The following is a 21029-nucleotide window of genomic DNA, read 5'->3' on the forward strand; positions in this document are numbered from 1 at the left end:
CCACCATGTCGGTGGCGGGTCGTAGGCTGGCGTCCGTGGTGGCTTCGATTGATCGCCTCCAGGTGCTTGGGTTTCGGGTGCGCGCCCAGCAGTTGGACTGCCCAGCCGGCGCGTTGGCCGACACCGCCGTGCTCGACATCGGTGTGCAGGACACCGGGCCGGACGGCGGATTGTGGGCCCTGCGCAACCGCGGCCCTGACGGCTCGGCGCTCCGCGAGCGCGACCTGGCCACGCTCTGGACTGTGCGCGGCGCCCCGCACCTGTACCGTCGCGAGGACGTGCCGCAGGTCGCCGCCGCGGTCGAACCGTTTTCCGATGCGGACGCCGGCAAGCGCATCTACGACGCGGCCAAGCCGTTGAAGGCGGCCGGCATCGGCAACCTCGCCGCGCTGGACGTCATCGCGGCCGTCATGCGGTCAGTGGTGACCACGCCGCTGGTGAAGGGCGAGGTTTCCGCCGTGGTGGCCGGTCAGATGGACTCCCCCTACCTGCGGTTCTGCCGACCGTGCAACGCCACGCACCTCTACGAGATGCCGTTCCGGCTCGCGGCGCTGCGCGCCGGCCTGGAACTGCAGGCCGGCACCTCTCCGCCGGTGCTGCAACCCATCCCCGGCCACCGGCCGGCGCATCGCGTTCCACCGAGGTTTGACCTGATCCGCGCCTACCTGCGGCTGCTCGGCCCGGCCACCCCGAAGCACGTCGCCGACTACCTTGACGCACCAGTCAAGGACGTCAAGGCCCACTGGCCGTCCGACAGCGTCGAGGTGTCCGTCGCCGGCGAGACCCGGTGGGTGCTCTCCAGCGACGCCGACCGGCTCGATGCGCCGCAGCCGCAGCTCGTCCGGCTGCTCGGGCCGTTCGACCTGTTCCTGCAGGCAAAGGACCGTCCGCTGCTGGTCGAAGCCCCGGCCCGGGCCAAGGCCCTCTGGCCGGTGCTCGGCCGGCCCGGTGCGGTGGTTGCTGACAGCGAGATCGCTGGCACCTGGCGCCCGCGCCAGTCCGGGAAGAAGCTGACCGTGCAGGTGCAACTGTGGTCGAGCGTGCCGACCCGCACCCGGGCGGCGATAGCGGAGCAGGCCGACCGGTTGGCGGCGCACCGGCAGGTCCAACTGGCCAAGGTCGACTTCATCGAGTGATCATCGAACCGGGCAGGCTGGGGTCACCCGGACTGGATGCGGTAGCAGTTCCAGCCGTACGCGTCGCTGGTCGAGTTCTGCGCGTACGCGTCCGCTCCGTATCGGTCGCGGCAGGCGGTGTCCATGTTGACGATCCGCGGTGACGCCAGAAACCGGCGGCATTCCCACCGGCCGTCTGACCGTGCACTGGCTGAGCCGGACCCTGAGACGTGCCGGTCGCAATAGCGTTGCACCATGTTCGCCAGTTCGCCGTCATTGCCAGGGCCGAGCAACTCCGGCCGGGCCGTGGCTCCAGGGGTCGGCGACTGGCTGGGCGGCGACGATGCGGTGGGAGTGGGGGTAGGTGTCGGGGAGAGGGTCGGTGTGGGCGTCGGAGACGGTGATGTCGACGCCTCGGGTTCGTCCGTTGGAGGCGCTGCCGCCGTCGGAGTCGGTCGCTGTTCGGTCAGTTCGATCGGGAAGGTCTCCTGTGGCAGGCCGATCGCCGGGCCCGGAGCGATGGCCTGCTGGCTCGGGTCGGTGCCGGACGAGCCGGGCAGGAAGGTGAACAGCAGGCCGCCGCCGAGGACGCCGATCAACACCAGCCAGAAGTAGGTGGGCAAACGCCTGCGGTGCCGGCCGGACGGGGCTGAACTCTGAGCCCGGTGGCGGCCACGTTCTGGCGCACGCCTGGCCGCACCCGCGACGGTTTGTTCCATTAGCCACACTCTATTTGATGCCTGGGACTGTGGGGCGCCGGCATCGGCCTACCTGCCGGTAGGTGGCCCGCCGTCGGCGGCGCTGCGCACCTCCAGCCCTACCCTGTCCAGCCTGAGCCTGGCGGCCGCGCATCTGGGCCGGCAACCCGCGCAGATCCACTCCGGGTACCGCACGAGGCGGTATCCGGAACCCGCGACACCCCCACGCACCGCACACGGAGTCGATCACCGCCCCTGCGGCGGGGGCTGCGGGACGACCTCGCCGCGCGGATCGGCACGGGATGCCCCCTGCGCGCGGCTGGCCAAGCCGGGCCCTCGTCGGGCCGGCCAGTAGCTGTCCGGGCCGCCGGGACACCGTCGCAGTGCTCCCTGACGATAAGAAATCTAACAGGGATCTTGGCGTGGCACCATCGGGCACACGACCGAATGCGCAGGTCAGGGGCCATGGCTATGTTCGTCCGATGCCTACTGAAAAGATCACCGCGGCTGCGGCGGGTACGTGGACGCTCGGCGACTTGACCGTCAACCGGATCGGCTTCGGCGCGATGCGACTGACGGGCAGCGCCGCCTTCAACCTCGGCACGCCAAGCGACCGCGACCGGGTCATCGGTGTGCTGCGCCGGGCGGTCGAGTTGGGGGTGAACCACATCGACACCGCGGCGTTCTACTTCTCCTCGCTGCGCTCGGCCAATGAGCTGATCAACCGGGCGCTGGCGCCGTACCCCGACGATCTGGTCGTCACCACGAAGGTCGGCCCCGGCCGGGATCCGTCGGGCGATTGGCTGCCCCTGGCCCGGCCGGATCAGCTACGTGGGCAGGTCGAGGAGAACCTGCGCCAGCTCGGCCGCGACCACCTGGACGTGGTGAACCTGCGCCAGCACGGCCTCGACTCGATCGCCGAGCATTTCGGCGCGCTCGCCGAGCTGCGCGACGCCGGCCTGATCCGGCATCTGGGCATCTCCAATGTCCGCCCGCAGCATCTCGCTCAGGCCCAGGCGATCGCCCCCGTCGTGTGTGTGCAGAACGCGTACGGCATCGACAATCGCACCAGCGACAAAACCCTTCGCGCGTGTGGCGAGCAGGGCATCGCGTTCGTGCCGTTCTACGCGGTCGCCGGTGACGGACGGGAGGCCGGCGGTGTCGCCAACAACGGCTCGGTCCTCGCCATCGCACGTGCACACGCCGCCACGCCCGCCCAGGTCCGGATCGCCTGGACGCTGAGTCGCGGGCCGCACGTGTTGGCCATCCCGGGAACGGGCAACCCGGATCACCTGGTCGAGAACGTGGCCGCCGGGGCGCTTCGCCTGTCCGCCGACGAACTGGCCAGCCTCGAGTAGCGCCACGCCGGTCGACCTCGCCGAGGTCGCCGAACTGGTCGACCAGCGTGCGAAGCGGATGAAACCAGCAGGGCCGAATGCCGGTATATCAGACCGGAGGGCTGGCCGATTAACCGAAGGCCATAGGCGTTTCACCTGGCCACGGCCATCAACCATCCAGCCGAGTGCGTGCTGAGAATTGTTCGCCATATCATCACTCAATCCAAGATCGGGTGACCCCCTCACCCTCTTTTCGGAAGGCCCGAATGAATTCCAGGTTGGGCAGACATGACCTCATCGTCAGCACAGCGACCAGCGTCCTTGCGGCGCTCGGTGCGGTCCTCCTCGCGCCGAGCGCGGCGGCAGCCGAAGGTCCCAGCCTCAGCTATGTCGTCAACGCCGTCGGCAAGGCGCAGACGACGGATGCCGCCGCAGCGGTCACCGAGGCCGGCGGCCAGGTGATGGTCTCGTACACGCAGATCGGCGTGGTCATCGCCCGCTCCACCGATCCTGCGTTCGCCCAGAAGGTGAAGGCGGTCGCGCACGGCGGCGCCGTCCTCTCCGCGGGCGCCACCCGGACCGCCGCCCTGCCCGCCATGGCGGAGGACACGGAGGAAGTCGACGCCTACGTGCCGGACGCCCTGGAGAACGCGACCCGGCAGAGCGACATGGTCCTTATCGGTGCACGTGCGGCCCACGAGGTCAACCTCGGCAGCTCGACCGTCACCGTCGGCGTTCTCGACGACGGGATCGACGCCAACCACCAGGACCTCGCCCCGGTGGTGGATCAGTCGAAGTCGGTGAACTGTGTCGGCACCGGCGCCCCGGACACCACCCCGGGCGCGTGGCGGCCCACCAGCCTCACCGCCGACTACCACGGAACGCACGTGGCCGGAACGATCGCCTCGGCGAAGAACAACGTCGGCATCGTCGGCGTCGCGCCCGGCGTGAAGCTGGCCGCCATCAAGGTCGTCAACTCCTCCGGCTTCATCTACCCGGAGTACGCGATCTGCGGTTTCATCTGGGCGGCCGAGCACGACATCCAGGTCACGAACAACAGCTACTACATCGACCCGTGGCTGTACTGGTGTGAGAGCCAGGCCGACCAGGCTCCGGTCGTCGAGGCGGTCCGCCGTGCCGTGAACTACACCACCGACCGCGGCATCCTCAACGTCGCCGCGGCAGGCAACGAGAACCAGGACCTCGCCAACAAGACAGTCGACACCACCAGCCCGGACGACACCACCCCGATCCGGCGCACCCTCGACCCGAGCTGCCTCGACCTGCCGGCGGAGCTGCCCAACGTGGTGTCGGTGTCGTCGACCACCCAGCCCACCGTGCCGGCGAACGCGGTTGGACCCTGGTACCCCGGCCTGACCACGCAGCCGGCGCGCTCGTCGTTCTCCAGCTTCGGGCTCGGGGGCGTGGACGTGGCCGCGCCCGGGTCGAGCATCTACTCCACCTCACCCTCGACCGGGGTGGCCAGCTACCGCACGCTGTCCGGCACCTCGATGGCCTCGCCGCACGTGGCCGGCGTCGCTGCGCTGCTGGTCTCCAAGCACCCCGGCGCTACCCCCGACTACATCGCCGAGTTGCTGCGCAAGCAGGCCATTCCGCTCGCCTGCCCCACCTCGGGCACCGACTACACGCAGGGCCGGTGCAAGGTCGACCCGAACAACCCGAAGGTCAACGGCTTCTTCGGGTACGGCCTGGTCAACGCCTACAAGGCGGTCACCGAGGACGAGGACGTCACGCCGCCCACCGTCACGGTCACCGGGGTCAGCCAGGGTGAGCAGATCACCCTCGGCACCACGGTCACTCCGGCCTGCTCGACCACCGACAGCGACAGCGGGGTCGCTGCGCCCGCCGCCCTGTCCGTCACCGGCGGACCGAGCGTCGGGTACTTCACCGCGACCTGCTCCGGCGGTCGGGACCGTGCCGGCAACAAGGCCGCCCCGGTCAGCGTCACCTACCAGGTCGTCTACGACTGGCAGCCCTTCGGGGCGCCGGTCAGCGCCGACAAGGTCAACGTCGTGAAGGCCGGCAGCGCCGTCCCGGTCAAGTTCGGTCTCGGTGGCGATCAGGGTCTCGCCGTTCTCGCGTCGGGCTTCCCCGAGCTGCACGCCACGACGTGCAACACCTCGGCCGCGCAGGAGGTGGTCCAGCAGACCGTCACGGCGGGCGCGAGCACGCTGACCTACGACCCGGTCACCAAGCAGTACCAGTACGTCTGGAAGACCGACAAGTCGCTGGCGAAGACGTGTGGACGCCTTGAGGTCACGCTGATCGACGGCACCACCCACTCGGCGAACTTCCAGTTCAACTAGCACTCGTCCCAAACGGTGGCGGTCCGCGGCTCCGGCCCCGGACCGCCACTGCTTGGACGGGTTGCCCGGCCACCTCCCGGCGGCGCGGGTACCGGTCAGCGGTCCACGTGGTTGCGCCATGAGTGTTGAGGCTCGTAGCCGAGGACCTGCCGTGCCTTGTCGATGCCGAGCAGGGTCTCATGCTCGCCGAGTTCCTTGCGGACCTCCACACCCGGGTAGACCTCGGCCATCAGGCTGACAAATTTGATTATGAATTGTCTGTGATCATAGATTGGCCTGTGTGGAACGTCTTCGGCTCTCAAAGGCTGCGGAGCGCGTCGGCGTTCCGTGACGCATCACCGTTGGGTTGGCTCGGGGTGGGTTCCGGTGGCGTGGGTCGGCCGTGAGGGCCGGTTTTTGTGGATCGGTGTTGGGTCGTTGAGTTGGTGAGCGGGAAGCTGCGGCTGGCCGAGGGCGAGATGGCCCGGACTGCGTGTGCCCGTGCTCTGCTGCGCGCGGGGGTGGATGAGGAATCCGGCGAGGTGCTGTCTGCGGCGGTGCTGGCGCAGCGGGTTGGTTGGTGTGCCGATCTGGTGGCGGGCATGGTGGCCGTCCTGGTCGGCGAGCACCGGAACACGGCGGATGTGCAGGTGCTGGCCAGCGGGCAGGACGCAGGCGGGCGGCGGTTGCCGTCGAACGCGTGGATGGCGCTGCGACGCCTGGGCTGGACCGCCACCCCGCCTGGGGGTATGAGGGTCAATGACCGGATCGTGCGGATGGCGCAGGAGCAGGCGGGGCGTGCTCTGCGTTCGGCGGCGTGGCGTGCCGATGTGACTACCGGGGTCCTGTCGACGTGGCCGGCCGATCCGCGCAAGCGCACCCCTGCCGAGTGGGAGCAGGTGCGCAAGGCGATCCCGGGTGGGGAGCATCTGCCGTCGAACGTCATCAAGGGCCGGACCCGGCAGGTCGTCACGTTCGTCAAGGTCAACGGGCGGCTGCCGGTGGACGTGTTCGAACTCGAAGGTGTCCCGCGGATTCCGCGGATGTTGTTGCTGGCCGCGTGTGATCGGCAGCAGGCCATCATCGAGCGCAGCGACACCGACCCGGCGAAGGCGCTGCTGCGGCTGCAGTTGCCCACACGTCCGGATCCGCAGACGTATCGGGACTGGACTTGGGTGGCCTGTCCGATCCGGCTGCCGTCCACGGTTCCCGCCGCGGCAGTGCTGCACCTGCCCACCCTCCGCATCATCGACGGGACAGTGCGTGCCGACATGGCGTACACGCACGCCGTGCCGAAGGCCCGGGCCACCGGCCACACGGTAGCGGTTGGCGTGGATTGGGGTCTCAACACGCTCCTCAGCGCGGGTGCCCTGCGCCTGGAAGAGGATGGGCGGATCACGGCGTTGGGGGCGGGTGGACAGTTCCGGGCCGCCGGCGTCCTCGCCAAGCAGCACCGCCTGCGCCGTCACAGTGAGCGGCTGCATGCGAAGGCCGAGCAGTACGCGCGGCTGCTCGGTGGCCGCCCTGACGAGCAGTTGAGAGCGAAACAGGAGGTGCTGGCCGGCGAGATCCGCCACGTGTCCGCCCGCCGCTCCAACCTCAACGATGCGCTCGCGTGGGCCGTCGCCCGCTGGACGGTCGACCAAGCGATCGCCGCCCGGGCGACGGCGATCTATCTGGAAGACCTGCGGTCGATGGAAACCAAGGGCCTGGGGTACAGCCTGAACACGCGCCTGACCCAGCAGGTCCGCGGAAAGATCAGCGACCGGATGCGGCACCTCGCCGCCGAGCACGGGATCGCCGTGGTCACCGTCCCCGCCCGCAACACCTCCAAGCACTGCCCGCAGTGTTTGACCCCCCTACAGCACCGTAGAGCCCCCGACCAGCCGACCGTGGCCGGCTGGAAGTGGGCCATCTGCCCCAACCAGTCCTGCCGCTGGCAGGGCGACCGCGACCACGGCGCCTGGCGGCGCATCGCCGCCCGCGGACTCACCCATCAGACCAAGACCGTCACCGACAAGTCCACCGGCGCCATGGTGATCCGCTCGGTTGTCGACGAGCTTGAAGCCAACGCCGTCGTCACCCCAAGCTCCAATACCAGCCGGAGGGACCGGTCGAAGACCGGCCCCACCCGGCCCCACGCTTCACGCCCCGCGCCCAGGCGACGCGGGGCACCCTCCCCCACCCGGCCCCACAGCCTGGCGGGCAAGCGTCCGGAGGGACACGCACCAACGGACCGGCTCAGGCTGCCCCGCGCAGCCCACCGACACCAGGGCGTGAACACGATCAGCACACCCACCACCGCCGGCCACCGGCCACGAGGAGCCGCCTTGGGCGCAGGATTCCACCTGCACGCCCACGCGACCCCACCACGGTGGGAAACGATCCCGGAAACCCCATCCGACTCAGGATCGCTAAGCCGATCAGTGACGCTGGCACTGGATCTGCTCATGACCGGATCGGCGTCGAAGGACGGGAACTGCGCGTAGTCCTCGACGTCCATGACGTTGGAGAACCGCAGGCCCACCATGACCAACTCGGGGTCCCACCGGCAGAAGTGCTGCGCCATCTCCTCCTCGAGCGCTTTATTCAGCGAGTAGGTCGACTCCGGGCGCGGCGGATACTCCTCGTCGAGCGGCGCGTACGGCGGCGGGGTGTCGAACGGCAGCCCGAGCACGGTCTCGCTCGACGCCCACACCACCCGCTTGATCCCTGCCGCCCGGGCCGCGGCGAAGACGTTGTACGTCGCGGCGGAGTTGTTCGCGAAGGTGGCCGCGTTGGGCAGCAGCCCGGGGGCCGGCACCGCTGCCAGGTGCACGACGGCGTCGACCCTGCCGGCGTGCTCGTCGGCGCCGCCGGTGAAAGCCTCCACCACCTGCCCGTAGTCGGTGAGGTCGACGAGGAGGAATTCGCCGTCGACCTCGCGGGGGTCGCGGCCGGCGGCGCGGTCCACGGCCAGCACGTCCTCGCCCACGGCGCGCAGGTGCGCGACCACGGCGCGACCGAGTTTGCCGCTGGCCCCGGTGACGACAACGCGCCCGGGGAGTGCGGCTTCGAGAACGGAATCGGTCATGGTCACATCCTTTCCTGCGGTGGGCCCTGCCGCGAACGAGGGTGCGGCGCGAGCGGTGGGGCGGTGGCGGATGGCGTGGCGGTGTGCCTCGGTGACTGCCTGGACGCCGGCACCCGCCCCGACGTCATCGGGCGATGGTGGGCAGGGTGATGGTGAAGGTGGTGCCGACGTCGACCTGGCTGGCGACCGTGATGGTGCCGGCGTGGTCGGTGACAATCTGCCGGGCGATCGCGAGTCCGAGCCCGCCGCCACCGGTGTGCCGCCCGCGGGCCGGGTCGGCCCGCCAGAACCGGTCGAAGATGTGCGGCAGCGCCGAGGGTTCGATGCCGGTGCCGGTGTCGGCGACCCGGATCACGGCGACCGCGTCGGTCCGGCTGGCGTGCAGGGAGATGCTGCCGCCGGACGCGGTCGCCCGCACCGCGTTCGTGATCAGGTTGCCGAGGACCTGCCGCAGCCGGTCCGGGTCGGCGTTCACCGCCGGCGGCCCGGCCGCCGCGTCCGAGGCGGCCGGCTGGGTGGCCGGTGCGACGTGGACGCTCAGGGTCACCCCGGCGGCCTCGGCTCGTGCCCGGTGCGTGGTCCGGCAGGTCTCCAGGAGTTCGGCGACGTCGACCGCCACCCGGTGGTAGGTGAGTCTCCCCGCCTCGGCGAGCGCCAGGTCCTGCAGATCGTCGACGATCCGTTGCTGGAGCACGGCCTCCTCGTGCAGGGAGGCGAAGAGTTCCGGGTCGGGGGCGATCACCCCGTCGGCGAGCGCTTCGAGGTAGCCGCGCAGGTTGGCCAGCGGGGTGCGTAGTTCGTGAGCCACGTCGGCGACAAGCCGCCGTTGTCGTTCCTCACCGCGTTGCAGTGAGTCGGCCATCCGGTTGAACGAGCGGCCGAGGTTGGCCAGCTCGTCGTTACCCTGCACCGGTACCCGGCTGCTCAGGTCACCCCGGCCGAGGTGCTGGGCCACGGTGGTCAGGGTCCGGATCGGACGCAGCACCCGATGGCTCAACACGCCGGTGCCCAGGATGACCACGAGCGCCACGCCGGCCGCGGCGGCGAGCAGCGGACCGGTCGCCACCGGGCGCGCTGCCTCCCCACGGGCACCGAAATAGATCCGGACCGGCACGGGCGTCACGTCACGGATCCCCTCGGTGAACGTGCCGGCGAGGCAGCGCAGCTGGTCTTCGGTGGTCGCTGCATCGGAGGGCGGGCGCTGTTGCGGAGCGGGCACGGGGATGCTCTCGGTCCTGGCCGCGGAGGTCGTGCGGCAGACCTCCACCTGCCTGCTCGCGTCGGCGTCGTCAGCGGCGGCAGCGACGCTGCCGCAGTTCGCCATGATCTCTCTGAGGTCCGGTTGCCCCAAGGACACGGGCGCGAACTGCGGCAGACCGAGGTAGCCGGACGAGCGTTCCAGCGGAACTCCGCCGGCCGTCAGGCAGGCCGCGTACCGGGCGGTGTGGCGGTATTCGGCGATCGCCATGGCGGTGGTCTTCGTGGCATCGGGGCCGGCGGCGGTCAGCGGCAAGGTCGGCCGGGGATCGACGATGGCGCTGCTGCTGCCGAGCGGGCGGGCCAGGCGGCCTTCCTCGGTGTCGGTGTCGACCAGCACCTCACCGGACTCGGTCACCACGTGGATCCGCTGGCCGGTCCTGGATCGCAGATCCCGTACCAGGTCGACCACCCCGGTCCACGTCCCGTGTTCCTGGCCGTACCGGGTCAGCTGTTCGGTGACCAGGTCGACCTGCGTCTGGTCGGCCGCCGCCGAGTCGAGAACCTGCTGGGACGCCTGGCGCAGGGTCAGCCAGGCGGTCGCCACGGTCGCGGTCACCGCGACGAGGACGACCAGCAGCAGTAGTCGCAGCCGGAAACTCACGGCCGGGGAGCCGCCGACTGGCGAACCGACGAGCCGCTGAGATCGGCCGACTCCGGCCGGGGAGCCGCGAGCCGGTAGCCGCGGCCGAAGACGGTCTGCACGTAGCGTGGTGCCGCGGGATCGGTCTCGATCTTGCGGCGAAGGTTCATCACGTGCGCGTCGACCGTACGCTCCAGCACGAAATGGTCGAAGCCGAACGCTCGATCGATGATCTGGGTGCGGGTGAACGCTCGTCCCGGCTCTCCGGCGAGCACCTCGAGTATGCCGAACTCCTTGGCGGTCAGCGTGACCGGCCGGCCCGCCACCCGTACCTCGAATCGGCCCGGGTCGACCTCCAGGTCGCCCACCTGCAGCACCGCCTGCGTTCCCGCGGTGACGACACCGGCCCGCCGGAGCAGGGCCCGCACCCGGGCGGTGAGCTCACGCGGGCTGTACGGCTTGGTGATGTAGTCGTCGGCGCCGATGTCGAGGCCGAGCAGGACGTCGTCCTCCGTGGTACGGGCGGTCAGCAACAGGATGGCCACGTCCGATTCGGTGCGCAGGATCCGGCACACGTCGAGTCCGTCGACGACCGGCATCATCACGTCGAGGACCACCAGGTCCGGACGGCGGCTCCGGGCCTGGTCGAGCGCGCTGCGCCCGTCGCCGACCACCAGCACGGTGTGTCCCTCGCGCTCGAGGTAGAGCTGAATCAGGTTGGCCTGCTTGGGATCGTCCTCGGCGACCAGAATCCGTCCGCCCATGTCGCTCCATCCTGATCGGGCCCGGGGGTGGCCGGCACGTCACGCGAGCCGGCCACCTCGTCGTCACTGATGGTGACGATGCCCCGGGTGGTTCGTGGGGTCCGACGCGCGGTCCTCGTCGCAGAGCGTAGCCATGCCGGCGGCTTCAGCGGAGCCAGGGGATCCTCCGGTCGAGCAGCCCGCGATGCTTGAGTTCCTGGCGCAGCGGGATGTCGTCGTCCACGTGCCCGTCCCAGTTGATGCCCCAGTAGTTGGCCGTGTGCTTCCCTTCGCCCAGCAACTGGCGTTGCACCGGCGTACGGGCCGCCCACCACGGCCCCTCCCGGTCGACGTGCAGGTCGTCGAGCGGCCGGATCCAGCGGTACGTGTAGCCGACGAAGAGCATCTTGCGGGTGATCGCGGAGCGGTTCGTCGATCGGGAGTGCCAGAGCCGGCGGTCGAAGACGAACGCGTCGCCCGGCTCGGCGGTGATCTCCACCGTGCCCGCGGGATCCGGGTGGTACGCCGACACGTCGTCGGGTCGAGGCAGGCTGTTCCGCACCTGGCTGCCGGGGATGATCTTCGTGGCGCCGCGACCGGTCTCGGTGAGGTCGGACAGCACGTAGGCCACCTTGAGCGAGAACATCGGCCGGGGCACCGCCGGATCCAGCGTCTCCGGGTCGGAATTCTGCCGATAACCGTCCTGGTGCCACCCCCAGTGCGGGCGCTCCGGCTCCCGCGCCGGTGGCGTCACGTCCAGATGGTGGTGATGCGTATAGATGTTCCAGCCGAGCAACCCCCACACGTAAGGAAACGTCACGGGATGAGTGAGCAGGTCACCGAAGAGGTGGTCGCGCTCGAGGAAACCCAGCAGGTGCAGGGAACCGTCCGTGCCGGTGTTGCCGGTGGCGGTCGCCCGCCCGTGGATCCGGTCCACCGCCTGCTCAAGTGCCGCCCGGTGTTCCTCGGTCAGCACGCCGCGCAGCAGCAGAAAGCCCTGCTCGTGGAACTCCTTGCGGTCGACGTCGCTGATCGGCTCGTAGCCCGTCCGGCCGTCGTAGTCATACATTCGGCGATCTCCATCGGCGTGATTCCTGTCGTGGTGATCAGGAGCTAACCGGCCGGGTGTGAAGAAGCTGTGCGATTCGCATGGGTTACGGGTGCGCCCCTTGCCGACCGGTCCGCGCCGAGGAACGATCCGTCTGCAGCGGCCGCCCGACTGAACTTGATCGTGCGCCGACAGCAGCGACACCGACATCAGCGCGCCGTGGAACATGCCGGCCTGCCACCCGGGGGGACATAACCAGATGCTCGACTCCGCGACGACCCAGGTGATCAAGGCGGTCCCGCCCCAACCGGCGAACCAGGGTCGCCGACGCAGTCACCGGTTGCTGATCAGCGGCCTGCTGGCCCTGCTCCTTGCCGCCACCGCGCTGGTCGCGGTCTCGCCGCTGCGCCGCCCACTGCCCGCCCCGACGATCACCCGGACCCTGCCCGCGTCGACCACCATCGCCGGCAAGGCACCGAAGGTGCCATGGCCGAAGACCGGGCAGGCCGCCCTCTCGGTCGAGGGGGTCGGCTCACTGGGCACGTCGGGCGGGCGCAAGCCGGTGCCGATCGCGAGCGTGACCAAGGTGATGACGGCCTACGTCATCCTGACCGAACACCCCCTCGACCGGGGCGAGCATGGCCCGAAGCTCACCGTCACTGCGCAGCAGGCCGCCGCGTACCCGAAGGAGCAGGCGCGCGGGGAGTCCCTGGTGCCGGTCGTCGCGGGCGCGGTCTTCACCGAACGCCAGGCGCTGCAGGCGCTGTTGCTTCCCTCGGCGAACAACATGGCGCGGATTCTCGCCGCGTGGGACGCCGGCAGCATCCAGGCATTCGTCGCCAAGATGAACGACACCGCCGCGGCGCTCGGCATGACCGGCACCCACTACACCGACCCGTCGGGGTACGACCCGGGCACCGTCAGCACCGCCGTCGACCAGGTGATCCTGGCGCGCAAGGCGATGGAACTGCCGGCGTTCGCGGAGATCGTGGCGCAGAAGACGGCCACCCTGCCGGTCGCCGGCACCGTACGCAACTACAACTCGCTCGTCGGCAAGGACGGCGTCGTGGGGATCAAGACCGGCTCCACCGACCAGGCCGGCGGCTGCCTGGTCTTCGCCGCCGTCGTCAAGGTGGGCGGCCGGAGCTTCACCATCGTGGGTGCCGTCCTCGGGCAGCCCGGCGCCCACACCCCCGAGCAACTGGACCGGGTGTTCCGGGCGACCCGACCGCTGGTCCGCACCGCCGCCACGGCGATCGCGGTGCACCCTGTCATCCGGGCCGGCGATCAGGTCGCCACCGTCCGTGGCCCGCTCGACGGCGGCACGGCGCTCACCGCCGCCCAGGATCTGACCGTGGTGGGCTGGCCCGGCATGCGCGTACGGCTGGACGTCGAGATCCCGGCCGTGCCGGCACGGCTGCCGGCCGAGACCGAACACGGCCGGATCACCGCGGTCGCCGGCGCAGGTGCCCCGGTCACCACCCCGCTGCGCACCGGAGCAGGGCTGGAGCCGCCGAGCACCTGGGATCGGATCCGACAGCACCGCTGAGCCCGTGCCCGGTACCGGGCGCACCGGTGGCCGGACATACCGCACTAGCGTGGGTGGCGGTGGCGCGTCAGGAGGGAGCTGGCACGTGCGGACCGAGCAGGGCGGAGAGCCGTCGGTGACGGAGTTGCTCACCGCGGCGCGTGCCGGTGACGGGGATGCCTTCGGTCGGCTGGTCGGACCGTTGCGCGACGAGTTGCGGGCGCACTGTTACCGGATGCTCGGGTCGGTTCATGACGCGGAGGATGCCGTCCAGGACGCGCTGGACCGGGCTTGGCGCGGCTTGCAGCGGTTCGAGCACCACGGGTCGATCCGGCCATGGCTGTACAAGATCGCGACGAACCGGTCGTTGACACTCGTCGAGCGCAGGGGGCGGCGGGAGCTGCCCGCGGATCTGAGCTCCGAAGGCGCGCCGCTGGCGGAACGCGCGTGGCTGGAACCGTACCCGGATCAGCTGATGGGCTGGACCGGACGGCTGAGCCCGGAGGACCGCGTGCTCGCGCGGGAGAGCGTCGAGCTGGCGTTCGTCGCCGCCCTGCAGCACCTGTCGCCCCGGCAGCGCGCCGTCCTGCTGCTCCGCGAGGTGCTCGGTTACTCCGCCGCCGAGGCGGCCGAGCTGCTGGACACCACGGTCGCCGCGGTCAACAGCGCCCTGCAGCGAGCCCGGAAGGTGCTCGCCGACCTGCTACCGCAGACCAGTCAGCGACAGACCCTGGACGCGATGGGCGACGCGACGCAGCGGGACGTGGTCAAGCGGTACCTGACCGCGTGGGAGGCCGGCGACGTCGACGCCATCGTGGCGATGCTGACCGAGGACGCACGATACTCGATGCCACCGCTGAGCACCTGGTACGAGGGCCGGGACGCCATCCGCGGATTCCTGGTCGAGGCGGTGCTCCAGCATCGCTGGCGCTTCCGGCCGGTGCGGGCCAACGGGCAGCTCGCGTTCGGCACCTACCGATGGGACGACGAGCGCCTCGCCTACGTCCCGGCCGGCCTGGATCTGCTCACGCTGCGTGGTGGCCGGGTGGCCGAGGTGGTCTCGTTCCTGGACGCCCACTTCCCCACCTTCGGCCTGCCAGCACAGCTGGCGGAGAAACTCTGACGGCGCGCGATGAGTTTCCGGGCCGGCCCGGGTTGTAGTCCTGACGGACACGCCAACCGAGAGGGCCCCACGGAGCATGCCTACCGACGAGGAACAGATCCGCACCCTGATCGAGCGCTGGGCCGACGCGGTCCACCGCGGTGACCTCAGCGCCGTCCTTGCCGACCACGTCAAGGACATCGTGATGTTCGACGTGCCGCCACCGCAGCAGGGCGTCCGCGGCCTGGACGCCTACCGGGAAACCTGGCCGCCGTTCTTCCGGTGGCAGGCCCAGGGCGCCTCGTTCGAGATCGAGTCGCTGGACATCACCGCCGGCGACGAGGTTGCCTTCGCGTACGCGCTGCTGCGCTGCGGCACTCCGGACGAGTTCGTCCACGATCCCGACAACCGGCTCCGGCTGACGCTCGGCCTCCGCAAGCAGGACGGCCGGTGGGTCGTCACCCACGAGCACCACTCCTTCCCACTCACCGACTTGGTCCCCGCGGGCGTCGACCCCGATCGGCGCGACGACGCCGCCGCGGAACAGGACCTGCGCCGGCTGCACCAGCGGTGGTTCGACCGCACCGCCGCGAAGGACCTCGACGGCCTGATGGCGGGCATCGCCGACGACGTCATCTCCTACGAACACGACCATCCCCTGCAGCACGTCGGCCTATCGGCGGTGCGCGAGGTCTGCAAGGCCGGCCTCGACGCCGCTGGCGACGGCAGCGTCACCTGGCAGGTGCCCGACCTGAAGATCCTGGTCAACGGCGATCTGGCGGTCGCCTGGGGTCTCAACCAGGTCCGGGTGACGCCGGCCGACGGCCAGACCGCCGACAGTTGGTCGCGCGGAACCCGAATCTTCGAACGGCGAGAGGGCGCCTGGTTGATGATCCACCAGCACCTGTCGTACCCCTACGATCCGTCCACCGGCCAGGCGCGGACCGACCTACATCCGTAGTCCTCGTTTCCCGCACCGATCGTTGCTCCCGGCGGATGTGGATCAGGTGGGGACGGCCGGTCCGGCAGGTGCCGTGACAGGGCCGTCTCCCGGCCCGAGGGGGACGTGCTCGGCCGGCGCTGCGTCGGCGGCCCGGGCGGGGGCCGCCGCCGGCAGCCGACGGACGTCCCGGCTGGCCAACATGCCGAGTACGGCGAGCACCACCAACGCCGCGAGGATCAGCAGCGTGTCGCGGGGGCCGATCACCGCGGCGACCGGTCCGACCGCCACCTGGCCGAGTGGGATGGCGACGAAGGAGCCCAACATGTCGTACGAGTAGACGCGGGCCAGCCGTTCGGCGGGGATGTGCTGCGCGATCGAGGTGTCCCAGGCGACCGCGAACTGTTCCACGGCGATGCCGACGGCCACGCCGGCGGCCAGCAGCACGGAGACGGTCGGCGCCAGGGCCAGCGCCAACAGCAGGAACGACTCGGCGAACATGCAGGCCACCCCGAGCAGCAGCAGCCGGCGTACCCGGATCCGCAGGGCGACCAGCCCGCCGACGACCATTCCGGCGGTCTCCGCGGCCAGCACCACCCCCCAGGCGCTGCGGCCGATCGTCGCATCGGCGACGGCCGGGCCCAGCACGTTCACGCCGCCGGCGAGGGCCGCATTGAGGATCATGAAGCCGAGCACCACCACCCAGACCCAGGTCCGCGCGGTGAACTCGGTCCACCCCTCACGGAGGTCGGCGATGATGCTCGTGCCACTGGTCCGTGCCCTCGGGGCGGCGACCCGGACTCCGGTGAAGGCGACGGCCGCGATGGCGAAGGTGAGCGCGTCGATGGCGAGGCCCCAGCCGGGGCCGACGGCCGCCACCAGGAGCCCGCCGAGCGCGGCGCCCCCGATCATGCCCGCGTTCATGCCGAGCCGGATGATCGCGTTGGCCGGCTGGATCATGTCCGGCGGCACGGTCTGCGGCGTCGCGGCGGCCGAGGCCGGCTGGGCCAGCGCGCTCACGACGCCGTTGGCCGCGCTGAGCGCCAGCAACAGCGGGATCGTCGCCGTACCGGAGAGCACCAGAGCGGCCACCGCCGCCTGGGTCGACGCGCCGAGCAGATTGGAGCCGACCAGCACCACCCGGCGCGGAATCCGGTCGGCCACCACCCCGCCGAAGAGCACGAACAGCACGTTCAGCAGCGACCGTGCGCCAACCACCAGGCCCAGGTCGCGCACCGAGCCGGTCAGGTCGAGCACGGCGAAGGCCAGCGCGATGGGAGCGACCCCGTTGCCCAGCATGTTCACCAGGCGGCCGGTCGCCAAGTAACGGAACGCGGCGAACCGCAGCGGAGCGAACATCAGGGTCTCGTCCTGGACAGCCGCCCGGACGGCAGGTTTGGGGTCACAGGTGACGGACTCGGCACCGGTCCACTCAACCACGCCGGGGCGTGGTGCCGTGTCCCGCAACCGTCGTGATCCTCGTCCCGGTCGGGTGGTCAGTGGGTGGGCGGCGGGGTGAGCCGGTAGGCGCCGCGGGGATCCCAGCCGGCCTGCCAGCCGGCCGCGAGCGCCTCCTGCAGCACAGCGCCGACGGCGTGCTGCCAGGCGCTGGCCGCGGCCGGGTCGTCCCGGCGCAGCGCGGAGATGTCGGCCGGCACCGTGACCAGCGCGGCGGGAGCGGCGGCCCAGGTCGGGTCGAGCACCGGCAGCCCGTCCCGGGCGGCGGCGACCGCCCACACCAGTGTGCCGGCGCCCTCGGCGGGTACGGCGGGCGTGCCGGTGAGGTGCCAGGCGACGAGCAACCGGTCGTAGGGCAGTGGGGTGTGGCTGTCGGCGTCGCGGAGACCCTCGTAGCCGGGCAGGAACGCCTCCACGGTCGCGCCGAGCCGGCGCAGGTTGAGGTTGGCGTTGACCGCGGCCATGGCGTCGAACGTCCAGCGGATCTCGGTGACGCCCCGGTCGATCGCCCAGGCCCGCTGGGCGAGCTTCAGCGCGACCGACACGCCGCGGCCGCGGGCGGTGGGCAACACCGCCATCGGGCCGGACTGCACCAGCGGCTGGCCGCTGGCGGTCCACCCCGGCAACGCGAGCACCACGCCGACGGGCATCTCGTTGTCCCAGGCCAGCAGCATCGGAGCGCCGGCGGCGAGCAGGTTGCGCAGCAGGCTGGGTGGATAGAAGTGGTGTCCGGCGCCCGGGGCGAAGACCCCGTCGAGGACGCTGACGGCGGCGGCGACGTCGACGTGCGTGTCGACCGGGCGGATGTCGACGCCGGCGCGGGCGGCGGCCGACGTGGCCGGATCGGCCGGCTCCGGCGCGGGCGTGGTGAGGGCCGCGACCGGATCGGCGAGCGGGTCGGGGGCGAACACCTGCCGGGTCGCGGCCTCGACCAGCTCGGTGATGGCGGCGGCGGCCTCCACCGGATCGTCGGCGAGCACCTGCGGGCCCTCGGCGGGCAGCAGTTCGGCGATGACGTCGCCGATGACGGCCTCGGGCACGTCGGCGGGCAGGACGTCGGCGACGATCTCGGCCAGCGGACCGGCGACGGGGTCGGTGACGGGCTCGGACACGGCGGCCTGCCTTCGGCGTGCGTGCGGGATGGGGGTGGCGACGCCGGTGTCCGGAGGCCGGGCGTCGGACGGCCACTGTCCCCGCATCGGAGACCGAGCCGGCGACAGGCCGGTGACCTGCGGATGAACATGTCACGACCGGGCGTGTCGAGCGGCGAGCGTAGCCGATCCGGCCGTTGCCGGCGAGCGCCCTGCTTCCGCACGCCCGCGATCCGCCGTCGCTACGGCGGCAGCGGGCGGCAGCTCGTGCGGCCGGTCGACGCTGCGCCGGTCAGCGCCACCAGGGCCGGCGCGCCACCGCGACCGCACGGGCGACGGGCTCGGCCAGGTCGTCGCCGACCTGGTGGATGCTGCGGATCCATTCGGTCGCGACCACCAGCGCCATCGCGGACCCGGCTGCCGCCTCGTCGTCGCGCCACCGTTGCAGGCAGGTACGCACCGGCCCGTCCAGATCCGGCAGGGCCGGCCAGGATGATCCGGCCCCCGTGTCGACCAACCGGTCGGCCAGCCACCCCAGCCCGCTCAGCAGTGCCTGCTGCGCCGTTCGCACGGGGCTCGACCGCGTCCCGGCAATCCTCGGCCCGGTAGCCGAACTCGGTGACCGCGTTCTCCAGCAGGTTGGCCGCCATGGCCAGGTAGTTGGCCCCGGACAGCAGGACCACAGCCGTCGAGGAGTCGAGCGGTCCGGCCGACCGCTCGGCCAGGTAGGCGCCGAGCGCCAGCTCGGCCCGGGTCCGAGCGCCCGCCGGCGGGGCCGGAGCGGGCAGCCGTTCGGCGCCGCCGGCCAGCACCCGGTCGAAGGCGTGTCGGAGCCGCCCGATCGCGGCCCGTTGGTACGCGGCGACACTCCGGATGAACTGCCGGCGCGTTCCGTGCGGCCACAGCAGCAGGCTGAGCGCGACGCTGACGGCGACCCCGACGGCGACGTCCTCCAGCCGGATCAGGCCCAAGCGCCATCCCACCGGGGCGAGCAGGTTGAAAATAATCATCAGGTCGACCGTGAACGCGGCCTGGCTGAGCAGGAACCGCTGGGAGCCGGAGGTGTACGCGGACAGGAACACCGCGGCCGGCAGCACCGCCCACAGCCACGCCGGGTGCCCGGCGGTCGCGATGACCACGGCCGAACCGGCGGCGACGCCCACCACGTTGCCGGCGATGGCCCGAAGCACCGAGCGGGCGGTTCCCAGGGCGTTGGTCCGCAGCACCTGCAACGTGCCCAGCACCACCCAGAACGCGTGCGGCAGGCCCAGCCGGACGGCGAGCCACACCGACACCGCCAGGCCGACCGCGGCCCGGAGGCTGTCCCGCAGCGCGGTCGAGCCCGGCGCCGCGGAGGACGCCAGCCACCGCAGCCGCCGATGGCGGACCTGCTGGTCGCCCAGGACCTCCCGGCCTCGTCCACTGCTCCGGGCACCGGTGTCGCGGCCCGCCGCCGCCGTCGCGTTGGCCGCCACCGCTGTCGCCAGGTATGCCAGCACGCGCAGCGTGTGGTCGACGTTCAACGCGTCGAGGACCTGCTCACCGGCTGCCGACGGGCCCAGCGACCGCCGCACCCACCGCTCCAGTGCGCGCCGGTGCGCCCACCGCCGCTCGTCGACCGCGCGGACGTCCGGCCCGCCCGCCCGGCCTGCCAGCGTGGCGGCGCTGGCGCGCAGGACGTCCGACATCGCCGCCACCAACTCACCCTCAATTCCGGTGCCCCGCCGGGCGAGGCGTTCGGGCCGGTACAGCGGATGACCGGCGACCCCCACGATCAACTGCAGATCGCCGATGAGTTCGGCGTACCCGCGCAGTCGATGCCGCGAGCCGATCGACCGGCTCGCCGTGGCGGCGTACCGGCGGCGAGCCGTGTCGACCGCCTCCGCCGCCGCCTGCCGGAGCCGGCTCAGACCCGGATCGTCCGGAGTGCGGGCCATCGCATCGATCAGGTCGGCTGCCGCGCGGCAGGCCGCGCCGGCGGCACGGGTCAGCGCCACCGGCCCGGCGCGGGGCAGCAGCAGGCCGGCGAGGGTCGCGGCGAGGCCGTCGAACAGCCATCCGGCCAACCGCATCGGAAGCTGCCCCGCGGCGGGGGGCAGCGTGACGGCCAGGACGAAGGAGAGCAGCAGGCCCAGCCGGGCCGTGCTGACGTGGCCGCCGACCACCGCGGCGAGGAAGGTGGTGACGAATGCCAGCAGGAACATCACGGCCGGGATGGCGACCGCCGAGCGGGACACCACCGTGCCGAGCGCCACCAGGACCGCTCCCGCCGCGGTGGCGAGCAGGTAGGAGCGGGTCCGTTCCCGGCGGGTGCCACCGAAGTCACTCATGATCAGCAGAGCGAAGCCGCCGAAGATGGTGAACGTGGCGAACGACTGGTTGCGCACCACGTACTGTCCGACCGCGAACAGACCCGGCAGCACGATCGCGGCGCGCACCCCGGACCTCGGCGCGCTCCGCTCGGGATCAGCCAGCGACGTCACCGCCCGGTGCAGGCGCTTCCACGCGATCCCGCCGGGTGCCGCCGGCCCGCCGGCTCCGCCACCGGAACTCCGGCTGTCCGGCCGACCGTCGGCGCCGTTCACCCCGTCGGGCTCCCCCATGAGGCATCAGTAGGCAGCAGCGAACCCACTACACCCCGGGCCGCGGCAAAGATACGCACCCGAACCGACTCGAAGGGGTCCGCCGATGCCGGCACCGGCGGTGAAACAGGCACGAAACCGGCCGGTCCGGCCGGGAGCTGGCCAGGC

The 21029-nt window shown here is 71.5% G+C and carries 14 protein-coding genes and 2 pseudogenes; 7 read left to right on the plus strand and 9 right to left on the minus strand.

Features of this window, described 5'->3' with window-relative positions:
- Window positions 1-35 precede the first annotated feature (35 nt).
- Window positions 36-1136, plus strand: a complete 1101-nt coding sequence (locus tag A6A27_RS08810; protein WP_143193947.1) for a winged helix DNA-binding domain-containing protein — start codon at window positions 36-38, stop codon at window positions 1134-1136.
- Between the two features lie 23 nt (window positions 1137-1159).
- On the opposite strand, the gene A6A27_RS44205 is transcribed toward A6A27_RS08810, so the two are convergent.
- On the minus strand, window positions 1160-1738 hold the full coding sequence (locus A6A27_RS44205) for a hypothetical protein (protein ID WP_073834047.1): 579 nt from the start codon (window positions 1736-1738) through the stop codon (window positions 1160-1162).
- 557 nt (window positions 1739-2295) lie between these two features.
- Between A6A27_RS44205 and A6A27_RS08820 the strand changes: the two genes are divergently transcribed.
- The gene (locus A6A27_RS08820; protein WP_073834048.1) at window positions 2296-3171 is read left to right on the plus strand and encodes an oxidoreductase; all 876 of its coding nucleotides are present in this window, start codon (window positions 2296-2298) and stop codon (window positions 3169-3171) included.
- A gap of 707 nt (window positions 3172-3878) precedes the next feature.
- Window positions 3879-5477, plus strand: a pseudogene (locus tag A6A27_RS08825) (S8 family serine peptidase); the annotation flags it as partial.
- Between the two features lie 95 nt (window positions 5478-5572).
- On the opposite strand, the gene A6A27_RS46790 reads toward A6A27_RS08825, so the two are convergent.
- Window positions 5573-5707 (minus strand): hypothetical protein, encoded by a 135-nt coding sequence (locus tag A6A27_RS46790; protein ID WP_274534539.1) that lies wholly within the window; start codon window positions 5705-5707, stop codon window positions 5573-5575.
- 195 nt (window positions 5708-5902) lie between these two features.
- Here A6A27_RS46790 and A6A27_RS08835 point away from each other — a divergent pair, with 195 nt between their 5' ends.
- A complete protein-coding gene (locus tag A6A27_RS08835; RefSeq protein ID WP_198940244.1) occupies window positions 5903-7945 on the plus strand; it encodes a zinc ribbon domain-containing protein in 2043 nt (680 codons plus the stop codon).
- 71 nt (window positions 7946-8016) lie between these two features.
- Here A6A27_RS08835 and A6A27_RS08840 read toward each other — a convergent pair.
- The 4 genes and pseudogenes from A6A27_RS08840 to A6A27_RS08855 form a co-directional block, all read right to left on the minus strand.
- Window positions 8017-8529, minus strand: a pseudogene (locus A6A27_RS08840) (NAD-dependent epimerase/dehydratase family protein); the annotation flags it as partial.
- A 124-nt stretch (window positions 8530-8653) separates the two neighbouring features.
- Complete coding sequence (locus A6A27_RS08845) at window positions 8654-10390, minus strand: HAMP domain-containing sensor histidine kinase (protein ID WP_073834051.1); 1737 nt, start codon at window positions 10388-10390, stop codon at window positions 8654-8656.
- Window positions 10387-11133 carry a response regulator transcription factor gene (locus A6A27_RS08850; protein WP_073834052.1) on the minus strand — a complete coding sequence of 249 codons (747 nt, stop codon included), beginning with the start codon at window positions 11131-11133 and terminating at the stop codon, window positions 10387-10389. The genes A6A27_RS08845 and A6A27_RS08850 overlap by 4 nt, the downstream gene beginning before the upstream one ends.
- A gap of 145 nt (window positions 11134-11278) precedes the next feature.
- Complete coding sequence (locus A6A27_RS08855) at window positions 11279-12181, minus strand: phytanoyl-CoA dioxygenase family protein (protein ID WP_073834053.1); 903 nt, start codon at window positions 12179-12181, stop codon at window positions 11279-11281.
- A 238-nt stretch (window positions 12182-12419) separates the two neighbouring features.
- Between A6A27_RS08855 and A6A27_RS08860 the strand changes: the two genes are divergently transcribed.
- From A6A27_RS08860 to A6A27_RS08870, 3 genes are all read left to right on the plus strand, one after another.
- Window positions 12420-13709: a D-alanyl-D-alanine carboxypeptidase family protein gene (locus A6A27_RS08860; protein WP_158073973.1), complete on the plus strand. Its 1290-nt coding sequence runs from the start codon at window positions 12420-12422 to the stop codon at window positions 13707-13709.
- A gap of 85 nt (window positions 13710-13794) precedes the next feature.
- Entirely contained in the window at window positions 13795-14811 is a 1017-nt protein-coding gene (locus tag A6A27_RS08865; RefSeq protein WP_073834054.1) for a sigma-70 family RNA polymerase sigma factor, read from the plus strand.
- A gap of 76 nt (window positions 14812-14887) precedes the next feature.
- A complete protein-coding gene (locus tag A6A27_RS08870; RefSeq protein WP_073834055.1) occupies window positions 14888-15751 on the plus strand; it encodes a YybH family protein in 864 nt (287 codons plus the stop codon).
- A gap of 42 nt (window positions 15752-15793) precedes the next feature.
- On the opposite strand, the gene A6A27_RS08875 is transcribed toward A6A27_RS08870, so the two are convergent.
- From A6A27_RS08875 to A6A27_RS08885, 3 genes are all read right to left on the minus strand, one after another.
- Window positions 15794-17089 (minus strand): MFS transporter, encoded by a 1296-nt coding sequence (locus A6A27_RS08875; protein ID WP_083672510.1) that lies wholly within the window; start codon window positions 17087-17089, stop codon window positions 15794-15796.
- 137 nt (window positions 17090-17226) lie between these two features.
- Entirely contained in the window at window positions 17227-18300 is a 1074-nt protein-coding gene (locus A6A27_RS44210; RefSeq protein WP_158073974.1) for a hypothetical protein, read from the minus strand.
- A 221-nt stretch (window positions 18301-18521) separates the two neighbouring features.
- Window positions 18522-20882, minus strand: a complete 2361-nt coding sequence (locus tag A6A27_RS08885) for an FUSC family protein (protein ID WP_073834058.1) — start codon at window positions 20880-20882, stop codon at window positions 18522-18524.
- Between the last annotated feature and the right edge of the window lie 147 nt (window positions 20883-21029).

This window comes from Micromonospora sp. CB01531, assembly GCF_001905095.1.
GTDB lineage: Bacteria > Actinomycetota > Actinomycetes > Mycobacteriales > Micromonosporaceae > Micromonospora.

What these genes read in the sequence shown, in the direction of transcription:
- A6A27_RS08820 (WP_073834048.1), top strand. Translation starts at nt 2,296, where the DNA reads ATGCCTACTGAAAAGATCACCGCGGCTGCGGCGGGTACGTGGACGCTC.
- A6A27_RS46790 (WP_274534539.1), bottom strand. Translation starts at nt 5,707, where the DNA reads ATGGCCGAGGTCTACCCGGGTGTGGAGGTCCGCAAGGAACTCGGCGAG.
- A6A27_RS08850 (WP_073834052.1), bottom strand. Translation starts at nt 11,133, where the DNA reads ATGGGCGGACGGATTCTGGTCGCCGAGGACGATCCCAAGCAGGCCAAC.
- A6A27_RS08855 (WP_073834053.1), bottom strand. Translation starts at nt 12,181, where the DNA reads ATGTATGACTACGACGGCCGGACGGGCTACGAGCCGATCAGCGACGTC.
- A6A27_RS08860 (WP_158073973.1), top strand. Translation starts at nt 12,420, where the DNA reads ATGCTCGACTCCGCGACGACCCAGGTGATCAAGGCGGTCCCGCCCCAA.
- A6A27_RS08870 (WP_073834055.1), top strand. Translation starts at nt 14,888, where the DNA reads ATGCCTACCGACGAGGAACAGATCCGCACCCTGATCGAGCGCTGGGCC.
- A6A27_RS08875 (WP_083672510.1), bottom strand. Translation starts at nt 17,089, where the DNA reads ATGTTCGCTCCGCTGCGGTTCGCCGCGTTCCGTTACTTGGCGACCGGC.
- A6A27_RS08885 (WP_073834058.1), bottom strand. Translation starts at nt 20,882, where the DNA reads ATGGGGGAGCCCGACGGGGTGAACGGCGCCGACGGTCGGCCGGACAGC.